The 16,466-nt window shown below is 64.7% G+C and carries 10 protein-coding genes and 1 pseudogene; 4 read left to right on the top strand and 7 right to left on the bottom strand.

Annotated features, from left to right (window positions below):
- Positions 1-53: 53 nt before the first annotated feature.
- Entirely contained in the window at positions 54-1,148 is a 1,095-nt protein-coding gene (asd, locus tag BIGA_RS07050) for an aspartate-semialdehyde dehydrogenase (protein WP_033507083.1), read from the bottom strand.
- Positions 1,149-1,265: 117 nt separating this feature from the next.
- Here asd and BIGA_RS07045 point away from each other — a divergent pair, with 117 nt between their 5' ends.
- Positions 1,266-1,886: a DUF5701 family protein gene (locus BIGA_RS07045; RefSeq protein ID WP_033507085.1), complete on the top strand. Its 621-nt coding sequence runs from the start codon at positions 1,266-1,268 to the stop codon at positions 1,884-1,886.
- Here the strand turns inward: BIGA_RS07045 and BIGA_RS07040 are convergent, their stop codons facing one another.
- The 3 genes and pseudogenes from BIGA_RS07040 to BIGA_RS10165 all read right to left on the bottom strand — a co-directional run.
- A complete protein-coding gene (locus tag BIGA_RS07040; protein WP_033507087.1) occupies positions 1,887-3,425 on the bottom strand; it encodes a metallophosphoesterase family protein in 1,539 nt (512 codons plus the stop codon).
- A gap of 63 nt (positions 3,426-3,488) precedes the next feature.
- Positions 3,489-5,633 (bottom strand): PASTA domain-containing protein, encoded by a 2,145-nt coding sequence (locus tag BIGA_RS07035; RefSeq protein ID WP_237744075.1) that lies wholly within the window; start codon positions 5,631-5,633, stop codon positions 3,489-3,491.
- A gap of 120 nt (positions 5,634-5,753) precedes the next feature.
- Positions 5,754-5,819, bottom strand: a pseudogene (locus BIGA_RS10165) (zinc-ribbon domain-containing protein); the annotation flags it as partial.
- A 243-nt stretch (positions 5,820-6,062) separates the two neighbouring features.
- Between BIGA_RS10165 and leuA the strand changes: the two are divergent.
- Entirely contained in the window at positions 6,063-7,973 is a 1,911-nt protein-coding gene (gene leuA / locus BIGA_RS07030; protein ID WP_033507091.1) for a 2-isopropylmalate synthase, read from the top strand.
- Between the two features lie 229 nt (positions 7,974-8,202).
- Here the strand turns inward: leuA and BIGA_RS07025 are convergent, their stop codons facing one another.
- On the bottom strand, positions 8,203-9,675 hold the full coding sequence (locus tag BIGA_RS07025; protein WP_033507953.1) for an ATP-binding protein: 1,473 nt from the start codon (positions 9,673-9,675) through the stop codon (positions 8,203-8,205).
- A 358-nt stretch (positions 9,676-10,033) separates the two neighbouring features.
- Here BIGA_RS07025 and BIGA_RS07020 point away from each other — a divergent pair, with 358 nt between their 5' ends.
- Positions 10,034-10,933 (top strand): glycosyltransferase family 2 protein, encoded by a 900-nt coding sequence (locus BIGA_RS07020; RefSeq protein ID WP_033507954.1) that lies wholly within the window; start codon positions 10,034-10,036, stop codon positions 10,931-10,933.
- Between the two features lie 62 nt (positions 10,934-10,995).
- Here the strand turns inward: BIGA_RS07020 and BIGA_RS07015 are convergent, their stop codons facing one another.
- A complete protein-coding gene (locus BIGA_RS07015; protein ID WP_051917153.1) occupies positions 10,996-12,621 on the bottom strand; it encodes a glycoside hydrolase family 43 protein in 1,626 nt (541 codons plus the stop codon).
- Between the two features lie 10 nt (positions 12,622-12,631).
- Entirely contained in the window at positions 12,632-14,197 is a 1,566-nt protein-coding gene (locus BIGA_RS07010) for a glycoside hydrolase family 43 protein (RefSeq protein WP_033507889.1), read from the bottom strand.
- A 129-nt stretch (positions 14,198-14,326) separates the two neighbouring features.
- Here BIGA_RS07010 and BIGA_RS07005 point away from each other — a divergent pair, with 129 nt between their 5' ends.
- The gene (locus tag BIGA_RS07005) at positions 14,327-16,432 is read left to right on the top strand and encodes a family 43 glycosylhydrolase (protein ID WP_033507890.1); all 2,106 of its coding nucleotides are present in this window, start codon (positions 14,327-14,329) and stop codon (positions 16,430-16,432) included.
- Positions 16,433-16,466: the final 34 nt, after the last annotated feature.

Genomic DNA, 16,466 nt, shown 5'->3' with positions numbered 1-16,466 from the left:
CCCGAAACAGAACGGCGGGAGGCAGCCACTGCCTCCCGCCTCAGCATACCGACCTACTTGGCGGAGATATAGCCCAGCGCCTTGAGCATCTCGGCGCTCTCCAACGCGCCGCCCGCAGCGCCGCGCAACGTGTTATGGGCCAGACCCACGAACTTGAAGTCGAACAGCGTATCCTCACGCAGACGGCCGATGGACACGCCCATGCCGCCCTCATAGTCCACGTCAAGGCGGACCTGCGGACGGTCGTCCTCGGTCAGATACTGGATGAACTGCTTGGGCGCATGCGGCAGCCCCAGACGTGACGCCTCGGACGTGTAGTTGACCAGACGGTCGATCAGCTCGTCCTTGGACGGCTTCTTGCCGAAGTTGATGAACACCGTGGCGGTGTGGCCGTTGAGCACGGGTACGCGGATGCACTGCGAGGTGATGCGCAGCGGCCCGTCGAACGGCACGATCTGCCCCCTGGACTCGTCCACATGGCCGAAGACCCGCAGCGGCTCGCGCTCGCTTTTCTCCTCCTCGCCGGAGATGAACGGGATGATGTTGCCCTCCATCTCGGGCCAATCGGCAAAGGTCTTGCCCGCGCCGGAGATGGCCTGATACGTGCTCACCACCACCTCGCGCGGCTCGAACTCGCGCCAGGCCGCCAACGCCGGCGTATACGCCTGGATGGAGCAGTTGGGCTTGACGGCGATGAACCCGCGCGTGGTGCCCAGACGGGCCTTCTGGTACTTGATGACCTCGTAATGCTCCGGATTGATCTCCGGCACCACCATCGGCACATCCGGTGTCCAGCGGTGCGCGGAATTGTTGGAGACCACCGGGGTTTCGGTCTTGGCGTACCGCTCCTCCAGCGCGCGGATCTCGTCCTTCGGCATGTTCACGGCGGAGAATACGAAATCCACGTCGGCGGCCACCGATTCCACATCCTCGGCGTCCCGCACGATCATGTCCTTGACGGCCGCCGGCATCGGCGTCTCCATCTTCCACCGGCCGCCCACGGCCTGCTCGTAGGTCTTGCCTGCGGAATGGGCGGATGCGGCGAGCGTGGTCACCTCGAACCACGGATGATTGTCAAGCAGCGTCGCAAAACGCTGGCCGACCATACCGGTCGCGCCGATGATGCCGACCTTGAGTTTTTCGGACATATCTCACCTCTGGAATCGTGGGGATGACGTGCCCTCATTGTAGGAGACGGCGGGAACTTCGTTTTCGCCCTTTTCCACATGCTGGCCGTGGGAGCGGGCATGTGGAATACTGGAGGCATGTCGAAGGCATCGGAAGAGGCGTCGAGGCAGCTCGACCGTATTGTGGCGTTGGGATATGCGGACGTGGCCGACATGAGCGAGGACGCGTTCCGCGCGCTCGCGCAGCCGCTGATCGCCGCGCTGGAACACAGCGATCTGGGTAGCGACATCCTTCTGATCCCCACACGCGAGCTGGTCTCCCCGGAATCGCTGATCGCCCGGACCAGCATCAACCGCATGGCCGGATTCACCACCATGCCCCCGCGCGACATCGCCAGCTTCCTGCCGCAAGACGGGTTCACCCCACCCGAGGGGCCGTTCTACCTGGTGGTCGAACCACACACCGGCACCTGCTACATCAACCGCGAACCCGACGTGGCGCGCAAACTCATCGACTCCGACGAGCGACTACCGCTCACCCTGGAGGAGGGGCTCGCCATCGCCACCCAACATCCGGAATGGCTGTTGGAGAAGAATGGCTTCAACCTGCTGGGGTCGCGCAGCGCCGACGGCCGCGTGCCCAGCATCTGGATGAGCCAGAACGCCCCGCGTCTGGGCGCGGTCTGGCCCAACTCCCGTCACACCTGGCTGGGCAACGCGTACTGCATGGCCCGCCGAGGCGTGAGCCTCTTCCCGTGATCAGCGTTTGAACAGGCGGGTAATCATCGCAGCGACGCCGACCAACGCGGCGGCGCCAAGCCCCGCCAGCGTGGCCAGCACCGACGGACGGCGCAGCTCGTTGCGCAAGCCGATGGCGTCGGTTATGCAGTGATCCTCAACGAACACACGCAACTCGTTGCGGGAATATCTGCCGATCAGATCGCCCCAGGTCAGCATCCGCGTCTCATAGGCGGCCGGATCGGATTCATGGAACTCGAATAGTCGCACCCCGCGCAGCCGCGACTTCGGGCCATAGCATTCGAATCCGCAGGTCGGCGCATACCCCAGGTCCATGCCGTGCACATGTCCGACGAAGGCGTTCTTGTGGTCGTGCCCGCAGAACAGCGCGAAATAGCCGCCCGCCTGACGCATCGCCTCAACCTGCCCGACGTTCTCGTCCGCGCAGCCGATCGCTTCGCCGAGCCTGGATCCGGGACGGCAGACCGCATCGTTGAGCACGTAGCAGTGGCCGGCGTGCGTGCGTGCACCCTCCACGGCATTCGGGGTCCACGCCGGCACCTCGGTCAGGCAGTCGTAGAACTCCTGCGGGGGAATGTGCTGGAACGCGATCGCCGGCACCGGTTGGCCGTCGCCGTTGCGCGCGCCGAGTTCATGCTGCACGCCGCCCAGCCAGGCGATCGCTTCGGGGGAGGGGGTGCCGTAGCCGTCGGAATCGGCGAGGTCCAGTCCTCGCGAGTTGGCGATATACGCCGGATACTCGGCGTCGTTCTCCTCGGGCTTGCCCGCGTAATCGCCGGAGTTGACCATCATCACCGCCATCGCGATGCGCCCCGAGCCGTTCGCGGATTCGATCGGCAGCGCGAACGTGCCCGGCTCGAATCCCAACGATTCGGCCGGGGACGGTGTGCCCGGCTTGTCCGGGGTTTGGCTTGCCATTCCATCTCGGCTCAGGCCATCCGCCGTGTCCACTGCATCCGCCGTTGGTCGCGCCGAGGGTGCAACCGGGTTCATGCAGCCGGGGAGTTCGCGATACATATCATCCTGTTCATCGGGCAGGATGCCGCATTGGAAGTCGTGGTTGCCGTAGGTCACGGCAAAGGGAACCCCCGCATCCACAACCGGCTGCAGGAACGCCTGGATGGTTCGGCGGACCTTGCCGGCCGATTCGGCCATGAGCTCGTCGATGCTCGGCGGCTCATCGCCGGTGAGCACCGCCGGCGCGGTATGGCCGCGGTCCTCCAGACGGTCGGCCATCCGTTCGGCTAGTTCGGCCGCCTCGGGGTACCTGCGCTTGACGCCGTAGATGCGGGCCTCGATTTCGGTGATGAGCCGCACCCGTGCACCCGGCTTCTCGCCGCGTCGGCGCAGGAACGTGTCGATGTATGCCGGATCGTAGCCGCGGATCTGATCGCCGGTGAGCACCACCAGATCCGGTTTGGTCTCACGGATTGCGGCCTCGATAAGACGGATGGTGTCCCGGTTGACCTCGGGCTTGTCCTGGATGTCGGCCATCTGCAGCACGCGGAACGTGCCGTCCTCGTTGAATCGCAGCGTCATGGTTCCACTGTAGCGGCGTGGCCGCGCGTATGCGTGTGTCGCGGTCCACTGCATAGGATGCGGTCAGGATTCACCATAGAACGATTCCTTGTGGGAGTTGTTGACAATAATCGGCGTGTCCAACTTGTCCGGAATGCCATCGAAATACCATGCTGTGCTCCAGCTGAGCACGTCCTCGTCGATGCGCGACGAATCATATCCTTGCGGGTACACGGTGAACGTCGTGCACGGTGCGATGCCGTAGGGTTCGGAGATGGTGACCAGCGTGCCGTCCTCGATGCGACTGTCACCAATGTTGCCTTCGATGTTCAGTTTGTCGGCATCGCATTGCAGCGTGTAGGTTCCGTCGTCGTTGGCCTTCGCTTTGGAGAACACGCCTTGGAATGTGGACTCGGTGCGGATGCCGTTGGGATGCTCGTCGGAGACATCGCCGAGGTCGGTGTCGCTGTAGTAGCCGGAGAAGGTGCCGTCACGGTTGACCTGCAATGTCGTGGTCCACCCGCCGGATCCGGACGCGAATCCGTAGCTGCCGGCGATGTCGTTGAAGATAGCGCCGCTGGCTGCCGTATTGGCTTTGTTTCCAGACTTGCCGTTGTTGTCCGTGCTGTCGTCGCTTTCGACGTTAAGGTCGGGCAGTGTGTTCCAATCCGGCTCCGACTGCTCCACCAGATAGTAGACGGTGTCGTTGCTGACGGCCGGTTTCATCGGGACCAGCGGGTTGACGCCATGATCATTTCCGGGAACGAACGGATCGCCATGGGGTGCGGTGTCGGTCGATACCGAGGTCTGCTCGTACTGGCTGGGGTCGCGTAACAGGATGAACGGTCGGTCGGTGTCCACCGCATCCTGCTGTCGGGCGACCGCCAGTGCCTCGGCGTCAAAGTAGCCGCTTGCCTCCAACTCGTTGATATCGGAGCCGACGGGGAAATACACGAGGAAATCCTGCATATCGTAGGTCAGTCCAGTGTTTTCGGTCGGGTACCAATCGCCGGCTGGGTCATAGGTTCGCAGAATCCCGTTGTCGCAGTATTCACCGGGACCGTAACTGATCGGCTGCGTACCGCAGCGCATGATGCCCATGCCCGCGTAGACCTCGAACATCCCCCAGTCTTTGAGCAGCAGATGGTTGCGCATCGGCAGATCGTCCGCATCGAACAGATGGTTGGCATCCGGTTCGACCACCATGCCTGAGATATCTTGGCTGAAGTTGTACAGTGTCATCGGCTCGTCGTGCCCGGCGATGCGGATGGCAGTGTCCTCGCCGGCGGAATACTGGGACGAAGTCGCCTCAAGCGTGACGCAGCCCCCTTCTCCGCCATCCGCTGACGCCTTGCAGTACCGGCCGGCGAGCACACTCAGATCGCCAGTGGCGGTCCGGAATCCGTGGTCGTTGACGGTGAGCATGTCGCGGTCGGCTGAGGCATCCACGCCGTAATACAAGGTGACCGCCTGACCAGAATCGAGCGCGCTGCCGGGGCCGGGTGAGCTGCCGGAGATTTTACCGATGTACGTGCGCGATGAGAACCGGGGCTCCAGCGTGACCTGATACCCCTGAGACGTGAGCCGGTCGCTGGCCTGTTGCGCGTCCTCCCCGACGATATCGAAGGGGACGCCGCTGCCTTCCGCGGCCACGCCGACGGTGATACCCTGTGCCATCTGGTCGTCGGGCACGGCCTGACCGTCGGCCGGATCGGTTGCTACAACCTGTCCGGCGGGATACCGGGTGGTATCGGACACCACAACCTGCTTGTACTGCACCGGCACGTGCATCGATTCCAGAGTGTCGATGACGTCGGCGACCTGTTGGCCGACGGTGCCTTCCGGAACCCCGGGGCCGCCCGATACCCGCACGCCCACCGTGGCGCCGGAATGCAGCCGTTGCCCGGCATGGTGATCGGCGTACCCGAGGAACAGTCCGCGCGTCTTGGCTGAGAATTCGCGGATCAGTTCGGGGCGGAACCCTCTGGCGGCGAGCACGCGTTTGACCTGTTCTCCGGTGAGACTGTCCTGATACGCGGAGTCGCCGCCGACGCTGGCTTCCGCGGCGATGGTGGCCGTGTCGGGCAGCGATCTGCCGCCCCACATCTCGGCCCGGTACGTCAGGAATGCGACGCAGAGCGCAATCGCGGTCAGTGCGGCGACGAGGGCGATGATCCATGGCAGCCACCGGCGTCGCGCGGGTGCTGCGGCGGTTGCGACGGGCCGCACCGCCGCAGCGTCTTGCGAAATCGGAGTCGAGGCGGACGTCTGTATCGTATTGTCCTGCGTCGCGGCTGTCCGCGTACCCGATTCCGGCATATCTGTCGCCGCCGTCGGCGGAGTGATCGGCGCGCCGCATTGCGTGCAGAACTGGTCGTCATCATCGTGGCGTGCGCCACACTGCGTACAGAACATGATGTCCCCAATCCCGTGTTCCATGTTCGCGGCCACGCTGCAATCGGAACGACAGGCCGCCGTACCGTCTCCATGATGGCCTCATCTCCACTCTAACGGCAGGTGCTCCCCGCGTTCGTGGTACGAAACGCGTGGGTGCGGCAATGGCGTGAGACGCTAGTATGAGGCATAAGCGTGCATGCACGTGGCTTACCCATGCAACGGTCCGCCATGTCGGCGGCGCTACCAAGCAAAGGAGGAGAGATGGGTCAGGATCAATCATCGGTATTCGATCTTGCGGCGGTGGCCGCCGCATCCAACGGAGGGAACAACGACCCGCTGCTGCCTCCGGCGCGTTTCATCGGCGAACCCCAGAAGCCGAGCAAGATGCCGTACAACAAGTACGTGGCGTATGACAAGCAGGTGCCGTTCGACTATCCGGAGCGCACGTGGCCGGGCAAGCGTCTGCAGCGCGCGCCGCGCTGGTGCTCGGTGGATCTGCGCGACGGCAATCAGGCGCTGGTCAACCCGATGGATTCGGAGCGTAAGCTGCGCTTCTGGAACATGCTGATCTCGATGGGCTTCAAGGAGATCGAGGTGGGCTTCCCCTCGGCCTCCGAAACCGATTACGACTTCATCCGACTGCTCATCGAGCGTGAGCTCATCCCCGACGACGTGACGATCGTGGTGCTCACCCAGGCGCGCGAGCACCTGATCCGCAAGACCTACGAATGCCTGCGCGGCGCCAAGCGCGCGGTGGTGCACTTCTACAACTCGGTGTCCGTGCTGCAGCGCGAGGTGGTGTTCCGCAAGGACAAGGAAGGCATCAAGAAGCTCGCTACCGACGCGGCCGAGCTGTGCAAGGAGCTGGAGGGCGAGGCCGGCGAGACCGAGCTGTACTACGAGTACAGCCCCGAATCGTTCACCGGCACCGAACCGGACTATGCGGTCGAGGTGTGCAACGCGGTGATCGACGTGATCAAGCCGACGCCCGAGCACAAGATGATCATCAACCTGCCGGCCACGGTGGAGATGACCACGCCGAACGTGTTCGCCGATGAGGTCGAGTACGTCTCGAACCATCTGCAGGACCGCGATTCGGTGGTGCTTTCGCTGCACCCGCACAACGATGAGGGCATGGCCGTGGCGGCCGCCGAGCTGGGCATTCTGGCAGGCGCGGACCGCATCGAGGGCTGCCTGCTCGGCAACGGCGAGCGCACCGGCAACGTGGATCTGGTCACGCTGGGTCTGAACATGCTGACCCAGGGCATCGACCCGCAGATCGACTATTCGAACGTGCCGGAGATCCGCAAGACGGTCGAGTACTGCAACCAGATCAAGATCTCCGAGCGTCACCCGTACGCGGGCAGCTTCGTGTTCACCGCGTTCTCCGGTTCGCACCAGGATGCGATCAAGAAGGGCCTGGAGGCCCGTCAGATGGCGGCCGACATGGCCGGCGCCAACCTGGAGAACTTCGTGTGGCTCGTGCCGTACCTGCCGATCGACCCGAAGGACGTCGGCGGCAGCTATGAGGCGATCATCCGCGTGAACTCCCAGTCCGGCAAGGGCGGCATGGCCTACCTGCTCAAGACGAACCACAACCTCGACCTGCCCAAGCGTCTGCAGGTGGAGTTCGACAAGATCGTGCAGAAGTATGCGGACGAGACCAAGAAGGAAGTCAAGGACGCGGACATCTGGCGTCTGTTCAAGGACGAGTACCTGCCGGTCGAGGAGACGGGTGCCACGGCCGCCGGCGCGATCGTGGGCGACAGCCATGACGAGACGCTTGAACAGTGGGGCCGCCTGAAGCTGCTCAAGGTGCAGGTCTCCTCCGGTGAGGATGGCTCCGACACCGTGCTCAAGGCCAGGCTGCTCGACCGCGGCGTGAACGTGGGCGTGGATGAGCCGGTCGAGCGCGAGCTGATGGGCGTGGGCAACGGCCCGATCGCCGCGTTCATCAACGCGATCGCCGCCATCGACATCAACGTGTCGGTGATGGACTACGTGGAGCATACGATGACCGCCAGCACCGACGCCATGGCCGCCTCCTATGTGGAGTGTGAAATCGGTGACGAGGCGGACACCACGGTGATTTGGGGCGTCGGCATCGATTCCTCGATTATCACCAGCTCGCTGAAGGCCATCATCTCCGCCATCAACCGTTCGATGCGCTGAGCGGTTCCGTACGTGCCGCCGTCAACGGCGGCGCGCCAAGACTCCTGAAGGGTCCCGCAGCTCCAATGGCTGCGGGACCCTTCGTTATGTCCCTGTCTGAAAACCGGGGAACGGTAACAGGCGCGATCGTGATGATCCGCCAATGCCGGCTTCGCACATACTTACCACTTACTTACCACATCTGGTAAGTAAGTGGTAAGTCAAGTGGTAAGTTGCCACATGCAACGGGCTATCGCTTGAGTCGGTAGCGTTGTTTGGGGCTTCGCGCGATGTGTGTCGGCTCGATGACGTCGGCCTTGATAAGGCGATTGAGATGATTGACAATGGCCGACCGTGAGAGTCCTGAAAGCTCCACGAGCTCGCGGGTGCTTGCCGAGCTTTGCTCGTGCAGCAATGCGATGATGGCCGTTTCGACATCGTCCGAGGCGATGACTCGGCGTTCGCTTTCGCTGACGCGACGTTTGGCGAACGTCAACGAAAAATACGTCAGCGTATTCAACGGCTCGGGCGGCGGCATGAGGGCTTCCTGCAGCTCCTCTTCGATCACTTGATAGCCTGTTCCGCGGTTCTCTACCACGTATCCGCCCCCGGGGTACGGGGTGGTCTCCAATATGTTGGAGAGAAACTGGTTGCGCGAGGCGGAAATGCCGGCATGCCCCAGAGTCTCTATGGTCACATTGCCGAACAGTCCTCCCGGATTGAGGATTTCCAGACGGTCGAGATACATATTCACCTGCACCTGCGAACCGCGTGCATCGGGGGAGTAGTCGCGGTGCATAAGAGCGTTGGCTATGGCCTCTCTGACCGCTTTATCCGGATAATCGGGCACATCTTTGCGGAATGCTCCGTCGATGATGGCACCGGTGCGCATGTTCTTGACCACTGCATTCGCGGCATCGTCAATCATGAGGGGGATGGGGCCCACCAAGGTCTGTGCGTCGAGGAATCGTCTGCCGTCGGACGTGGTTTCCGCCTTGGTGGTGCCGGGGAACACGGTGAAGGTCACGTTCAGGCGTGGGAAGAATTGTTGGGGGAATATGCCCAGCGACATCAGTCCGCCGAGAGTAGGGCGGAGCATGTCGCCGTCGCGGTGCACAACGTGCATGCTGGTAAGGATGGTTTCATCGTCCCTCGACGCGAACACCCGTGGGTGCAATGCGCGTTGCCGCGCGATGAACGCGGATACCAGATCCCTGTCGAGGTCGTCGAGCGTGGCGCCTGTAACGATTTCGTCGTCATAGGTCGGCTGGGTGTGTTCCTCGATAAGGCGGTCGATTTCATACTGGGTGAGTTTGCGGTCGCCGTCTCCCGTGCGGATGTATGAGCCTTGATACCGCCCGCGTGTGGTCACGTAGCAGGGTTTGTCTTTCTTGGACATGGCCGGTATCTCGGCAACCAGGAGATTGATGCCCTCGAAGGGCAGGATTTCGGTGATGGGCCGAACCGGAGGCGTCATCTTGGCGCAGGCCGCAGCCAGCGATTCCTGCATGGCGGTGGCGTTGAAGTTGCTGACCGGCGTAAAGCCGTTCTTCTCCGACAAGCCCAGAATCAGTGTACCGCCGGTGCCGTTGGAGAATGCGGACAAGGTCTCGACGACGGACTCCGGAAGTTTGGACGACGCTTCCTTGACTTCACACGTTTGGGTGTCGTTGCCGATCTGTCTCATATGTGCGATGAGTTGTTCAAGATCCTCGGTGCCCATGTTGTCTGCTCCGTGTTCGTTGCCTCTTGGTGTTTCAACTTACCACTTAACTTACCACTTACTTACCAGATGTGGTAAGTAAGTGGTAAGTTAAGTGGTAAGCTTGCCGGAATCGTCGGATGCAATGATGCATCGAGAGTCCTCGTATGTTCCGGTTTCTCGACTGTGCGTTGCGAACTCGGGTGCACTGGGGGTGGTGTTGTTGCCTGTCGGCCGAGTTTGTCGTGTGTTTTGCGTTCTGCTTTTGGTTGCGGATCCGCAACCAAAAGCAGAACGCCGCGTTCATCTGCTCGCCATGCCTGAAAACCGGAACGACGACGGGCATAATCGGGAACAAATGCGGGGGATAATGGTGGGCATGGGCAATGTCAGTGTGGTCATCACCAGCTACAACCAGAACGAGATGATTCGCGAGGCCGTCGATTCGGTCCGGCGGCAGAAGCTGCGTCCGGACGCGATCATCGTGGTGGACGACGGGTCGACGGATCCGGCATCCGTACAAGTGCTGGACGAACTGGAACAAGCGGACGACATCACCGTCGTCCGGCAGGGGAACGCCGGACCGTCCGCCGCGCGCAACGTCGGCATCCGAGCGGCGCGGACCGACTGCGTGACCGTGCTGGACGGCGACGACAGGCTGCTGCCGACGTTCCTGGAGACGACGGTCGGTCTGTTGGACGGCGACGCGTCCGCCGTCGCCGCATCCGGCTGGCTGCGGACCTTCGGCGTGCTGGACGCGGTCGTTAAACCGACCGGCGGCACGATCGCCGACTTCCTGCCGCGCAACGCCTGCCCGGCGACGTTCACGTTCCGGCGAACCGTCTGGGAAACATGCGGCGGCTACGACGAGTCGATGCGCTGCGGATTCGAGGACTGGGACTTCTGCCTGTCGTTGCTCGCAGCCGCGGCAACGGCGGCGGACACAACCGCGACCGGGCAGGAGCCTCGCATCGCCATCGCCCCCGAGCCGTTGATTGAATACCGCACCGCGCCGGCAACCCCGAACATCACCAGCATGACCACGCGTCTGGAAACGATGCGCTATCTCATCGACAAGCACCATGCCGCATACGCCGCTCATCTCACGGATGCGCTCCTGGGCATCGAGGCCACGTCGATCGCCCGGCTCAACCTGTGGGAACGTACGGTCCGTGAACATCCCGCGTTGCTGGAGAGCCAGCCGGATTCTCGCGCCTTCATGGCCTCTCCCACATACGGCGACGGCGGCATGGCCGCCGCCGTCCGCTTGCGCTCGTGATAGAACGATGCGGATGCCTTTGACGAGAAGAAGGCATCCGCATCAGGCGTTGAAGGGCGTCGTCACGTCAGACGTGCGCCCCAGATGGTCCGGTTGCCGCCGATCGCGGAGAAGGTCAGCGTCATGCGGCCGTCGGTCTCGCGGGGGAGTTCCGCGAACACGCCGGTGTAGGTCACGCCGTCGAGCGTGATCGCCATGTCCGTGTCGCAGCAGCGCACGCCGGCGGGACCGCAGTCGCCCAGCATCCGCCAGGTGCCGCGCACGGCCGGGCCGTCGGTCGACCGTGGCAGGTTCGCCTCCGGGGTATCGAAGAACGAGACCGCACCGCCGCTGGTCACCCGGCCGTCCGGCTGCAGCGTGATCGTCTCCGGCCGGTTGATGCCGACGAACTCGCCGTCGGCATCGCGCTCGCCGTTGTAGAACGTGTGCGGGTCGTGCCGGACCAGCTCGTAGTCGCCGGACAGCCATGACGGATGCGCGGCCTTCGCCGTCCAAGGGCCGGGCGCGTCGTCCGACGAGCAGGTGTCGGGGCGACCGGTTGGATGCGTCGGCGGCGTGGCCACCTGCCCTTGGTACTCGTACGGCGCGGCGACCAGCCAGCCGTCCTCGGTCGGTAGCAGCTCGCGGATGTGCGTCTCGTAATCCTCGCCCTCGCGTTCGATGAACCGCGTGTGGTAGGTCAGGAACAGCCGTCCGTCGCTACGGCGGTGCAGCACCGAGTTGTGCCCCTGCGAGACCTCGACCGACCCGATCCGGTCGGGGCCGCCGCTCCACAGCACTGACGAGGTCAGCCGCACGCCGGTGTCCTTCGTCAGGTTGTCGGGGATCTCGCCGGCGCAGATCGCCGGGTTGCCGTTCTGGTCCACGTACGGGCCGGTCAGATGCTTCGAGCGGAAGATGCGGATCTGGTAGCCGCCGGTCGTGCCCAGCCAGCCGTAGGAGAGGAACAGGTACCACCAGCCGTTCTTGCGCACGAAGTACGAGCCTTCGCCGGAGTTCCAGTAGCCGCCGGCCACCTTCACGCCGTAGTACGGGTCGCAGGCATCCTTGACATACGGGTACGCGGCGGTGTAGTCGCGCAGGCCGGTGGTCGGGTCCAGCCTGAACATCCAGATGCCGCCGAACCAGGAGCCGACGCTCATCCACATCTCGCCGTGCTCGCACATGATCGGCGCGGCGTCGATGGCGTTGATGCGCGTGTCCTTGAGCGAGAGGTAGCGGTCGGGCAGGTCGCGGGCCGAGTCGTCCCCGAGCACGCGCGGCACGTCGGTGTTCTCCACGTTCGCGCGGTCGAACCCCGAGTAGACGACCGGACCCACGTACGTCCAGTCGCCATCGAGCCGGTCCGCGGTCAGCAGCACGATCACCGACCGGAAGTCGTGGCCGTTGACGGACAGGTACATGCACCATTTGCCCATCACGGGGTTCCAGATCACATCCGGCGCCCAGGTGTTGCCGTTGAGGTCCGGGTTCTCCGGCTGTTTGGGCCACGCCTCCCAGATGCCGCCGAGCACGGATTCGGGGTTGCGGCTCAGGTTGTTCTCGAACCGCTCCCAGTGCACCAGGTCGGTGCTGCGGGCGCAACGGCGGTGGGTGCCGAAGATGTAGTACGTGCCGCGGTCCTCCACAATCGCCGGATCGTGGATGGCCGCGCGGCCGGGGGGCAGGGGGTATTGGGGAATGGTCATGGATGTTCCTTTACTGCTGCGAGCCCCAGATGCACAGGTTGCCGCCCAGGGCGCTGAAGGTCATGACCTCCTTGCCGTCCAGGTCGCGCGGCAGCTTGGCGAAGTCGCCGGTGTAGGTCACGTCGCCGAGCGTGATCGTCATCTGGTTGGAGCCCTCGGACGCCTCCCAGGTGCCGGTCTGGTCGCCGGAGACGGTGCCGTCTTCGTTGAGCGTGATGTCCACCGGCTTGTTGACGCCGCGGTAGTCGGTGCTGTCCTTGTCGGTGACCTTCTTCGGGCCCTTGAAGTAGGTGCTCTTCTCGTGGGTCACCAGCTCGTAGTCGCCGGCCAGGTCGGCGACGTCGTAGCCGGCGGTGTCGGCCTTGGTGCCGGTGTATTCGTACGGCGCGGCCACCAGCCAGCCGTCGGCGGTGGGCATGAGCTCGCGCACGCGCACCTCATGGACCTCGCCGCGGTCGGAGAAGCGGGTGTGGTACACGATGTACGCGGTGCCGTCGTCGTCCACCAGCACCGAGTTGTGGCCCTGGGAGACCTCGATGTCGGCGTTGTCGTTGCCGCTCCACTGGATCGAGCTCATCAGGCGGATGCCGGTGTCTCCCTGCCAGTTGTTGCCTTCGGCGCGGGTGGCGATGGCCGTGTTGCCGGCCTGGTCCACGTAGGGGCCGGTGATTGAGTCGGAGCGGAAGACGCGGACCTGGTAGCCGCCGGTCTGCTGGAGGTGGCCGTAGGACAGGAACAGGTACCAGTGGCCGTTGGCGTGGGCCAGATACGCGCCTTCGCCGGAGTTGCCGAAGCCGCCGGCCACCTTGATGCCGTAGTAGGCGTCGGACTGGTTCTCGACGGTCTCGTAGGTGGCGGTGTAGTCGCGCAGGCCGGTGGTCGGGTCGAGCTTGAACATCCAGACGCCGCCGAACCAGGAGCCGTACACCATCCACATCGTGCCGTCCTCGTCGGTTTTGACGGTCGGGTCGATGGCGTTGATGCCGGTGTCGCTCTGCGACTGGTAGCGAGTCAGGTCCGCGTCCTCGCCCAGCACCTGCTCCACGTCGGTGCGGTTCACGTTGACCTTGGTGAATCCGGAGTAGACGACCGGGCCCACGTAGGTCCAGTCGCCCTCGATGTCGTCGGCGGTCAGCAGCACGATCACGGAGCGGTAGTTGTCGCCGTTGACGGACAGGTACATGCACCACTTGCCCATCGTCTCGTTCCAGAACACGTCCGGCGCCCACATGTTGCCCTCCACGTCCGGGTTCGTGGACTGCTTGGACCACTCCTCCCAGATGTCGCCGAGGATCGTCTCGTAATCCGTGCTCAGGTTGTTCTCGAAGGTCTTCCAGTTGACCAGGTCGGTGCTCTTGGCCCAGGCGCGGTGGGATCCGAAGATGTAGTAGGTGTCGCCGTCCTTGACGATGGAGGGGTCGTGCGAGGAGACGCGTTGGATCTGCGAGGTCTGGGCGTCGCCGTCAGGCTGTTCGGAGGACGACGGGGCGCCGGTGCAGCCGGCGAATGCCGCGACCGCCAGTGCCGCGGCGGCCAGCGCCGCCGTCAGCCGGCGAAGCGTGGTGGATGCTGTCATGGATGTGTTCTCCCTTCCGGGGCGCTGCCGTGCGCCTTGTTCCGCATCGCTGCGTGTCGGATGTACAACGATGTAATACACTATACTGTACAACGATGTAAAACATGCCGCAACCGAAAGGTCCCCACCATGTCCTGCTCCTATTCCCTGCTGTGCTACACGCGCAAACCCACCAAGCGCGAGGAGGCGAACAACGCCGACATCGCCCTGAGCATGCACCTTGCCCTGCGTTCCCGCATCGACAGCGCCTGGACCCCGCTGAACGAGAACTACGGCATCCTGTTCGCCGCCGGCGTGCCCACCGCCTCCGTGCCGTCCGCCGCTCGCCGCGCCTGCACCGCCGCGCGCCGCTTCAAGGCCGACCGGTTCGACGCCCCCCGCCCCGCCAGCGCCGCCGTCGACGTCGACGCGGTCATGCCGGACGTCGACATCGTCCTCAAAAGCCTGAAGGACCCCTACCTGTTCCGCCTCAAGGACGGCCGCTTCGCCGTCGCCGCCACCCGCACCGCCCGCGGCGGCGACCCCGACGGGTCCGAGGCCTCCGCGTTCCTGCTCGTGGTCAGCCGCGACCTGACCTCCTACGACCAGCTCGGCCTGGTCCGTCTGGACACCGTCGCCGGCGTGAACCGGCCGGGCGTGGAATACGACGCGCAGTCCGGGCAGTACGTCATCCGCTGGCGCGACGACGAGGGGCACGCGCTGTATGCGGTCGTCGACGACATCGAATCCGCCGTGGCCCGCACCGTGCCCGTGGCCGGCGCGGACCGCGATGCGGCGACGGTGCGGCACGACGCTGCGTGCTACGGCATCGACGACGTGGTGCCGGGCAACGTCATCACCATCAGCGACGTGGAGGCCGCCCGGCTGATCGAACGCTTCGGCCGCGTCTACAACACCGGGTCCTCGGCGCCCACCTGCAGCCTGATGGCGTCGCTGCGCGGCCCCGAGGCGCGCGAGGCCGTCCGCTGGTTCGCCGACACCCGCGCCGACCTGACCTACTCGGACGGCTCCAAGGCCACCCGCGCCGTCGACTGGGACACGGACGCGCTCGCCCGCTTGGCCGACGACGCCGCGGAAGGCCGCCTGAAGCCGGGCGAGAGCCGCACGATCCGCGGCCGCATCCGCCAGACCACCTACCCGGTGCCGTTCGCCGTCGAGCGCGCCGACCCGTCGGTGTTCGCCTGGAACTTCAACGGCAAGCCGATGTTCCTGTTCATCGCCACCGAGGACGCCGACGGCAACTGCATCGACCCGCGCGAGGGCCGCACCCACATGCCGCTGCGCGTGGCCGACACCATCGAGGGCCTCTCCGACGCCGCCGGCGGACGCGAGCGCGAGATCGACCTGCTCGTCCGCGGCGACCTGAACTCCGAGGGCCGCGCGATGACCGGATGCTTCTGGGCGCCCGAGCTGCACGTCATCGACGGACGGCTGTCCATCCTGTTCATGCCCTGCTTCGACGGCGAGCCCACGCACGCGGACGGCACCCCGAACGACCGCGCCGGCAAGCCCGACATGTGGACCGGACGCTGCCACATCATGCAGCTGAAGAAGGACGAGGCCGGCCTGGACCTCGATCCGCGCGAGCCCGCCAACTGGACGGTTCCCGAGCCGATCCTCGGGCCGGAGGGCGACATCCTCAACCCCGTCCAGCTCATCTCCCTGGACATGACCGTCATCGGCGACTCCGGCAACTGGTACTACGCCTGGCAGCAGGTCGGCAGCGTGTGGATCGCCCGCTTCGACCCGTCGAACCCGGCGCGGCTGACCAGCCGGCCCCGGCAGATCGTGGTCCCCGAATTCGCCTGGGACAACCTCATCGCCGAAGGGCCGAACGCGGTGATCCGCAACGGCCGCATCTTCCTGATCTACTCGGGATCGTCGGTCGGCATCGACTACACCACCGGTCTGGTGACCGCGCCCGCCGGCCGGAACGCGGACCTGACCGATCCGGCATCCTGGACCAAGCTCGACTACCCGCTGCAGAAGTCGGGGCTGTACAACGGCCAGTGGCAGCTCGGCACCGGTCATGGCATGTGGTCGCGCGACGAGGACGGCAACATGATCTACGTCTTCCACAACGCCGAGTACGTCAACGGCCGCTATGGCGGGCGCGACGCCCAGGTGCGGCGCGTGCACTGGTCCGCGGAGGGCATGCCGCTGCTGGACGTGGAGACCTGCGAGGAACTCGACCCGGCGTATGCCGAGGTCGTGATGGAGATCGCCGTGGCGTGACCCACGGGATCGGGATCGCAGCCATCGGCCCGGC

This window comes from Bifidobacterium pullorum subsp. gallinarum, assembly GCF_000741215.1.
GTDB classification, from domain to species: domain Bacteria; phylum Actinomycetota; class Actinomycetes; order Actinomycetales; family Bifidobacteriaceae; genus Bifidobacterium; species Bifidobacterium pullorum_B.
The sequence above is the reverse complement of the archived record's forward strand: the minus strand, read 5'-3'. Positions and strand labels throughout refer to the sequence as shown.

Coding starts and splice junctions, on each gene's coding strand:
- BIGA_RS07045 (WP_033507085.1), top strand. CDS start 1,266: ATGTCGAAGGCATCGGAAGAGGCGTCGAGGCAGCTCGACCGTATTGTG.
- BIGA_RS07015 (WP_051917153.1), bottom strand. CDS start 12,621: ATGACCATTCCCCAATACCCCCTGCCCCCCGGCCGCGCGGCCATCCAC.
- asd (WP_033507083.1), bottom strand. CDS start 1,148: ATGTCCGAAAAACTCAAGGTCGGCATCATCGGCGCGACCGGTATGGTC.
- BIGA_RS07025 (WP_033507953.1), bottom strand. CDS start 9,675: ATGGGCACCGAGGATCTTGAACAACTCATCGCACATATGAGACAGATC.
- BIGA_RS07020 (WP_033507954.1), top strand. CDS start 10,034: ATGGGCAATGTCAGTGTGGTCATCACCAGCTACAACCAGAACGAGATG.
- BIGA_RS07040 (WP_033507087.1), bottom strand. CDS start 3,425: ATGACGCTGCGATTCAACGAGGACGGCACGTTCCGCGTGCTGCAGATG.
- leuA (WP_033507091.1), top strand. CDS start 6,063: ATGGGTCAGGATCAATCATCGGTATTCGATCTTGCGGCGGTGGCCGCC.
- BIGA_RS07005 (WP_033507890.1), top strand. CDS start 14,327: ATGTCCTGCTCCTATTCCCTGCTGTGCTACACGCGCAAACCCACCAAG.
- BIGA_RS07010 (WP_033507889.1), bottom strand. CDS start 14,197: ATGACAGCATCCACCACGCTTCGCCGGCTGACGGCGGCGCTGGCCGCC.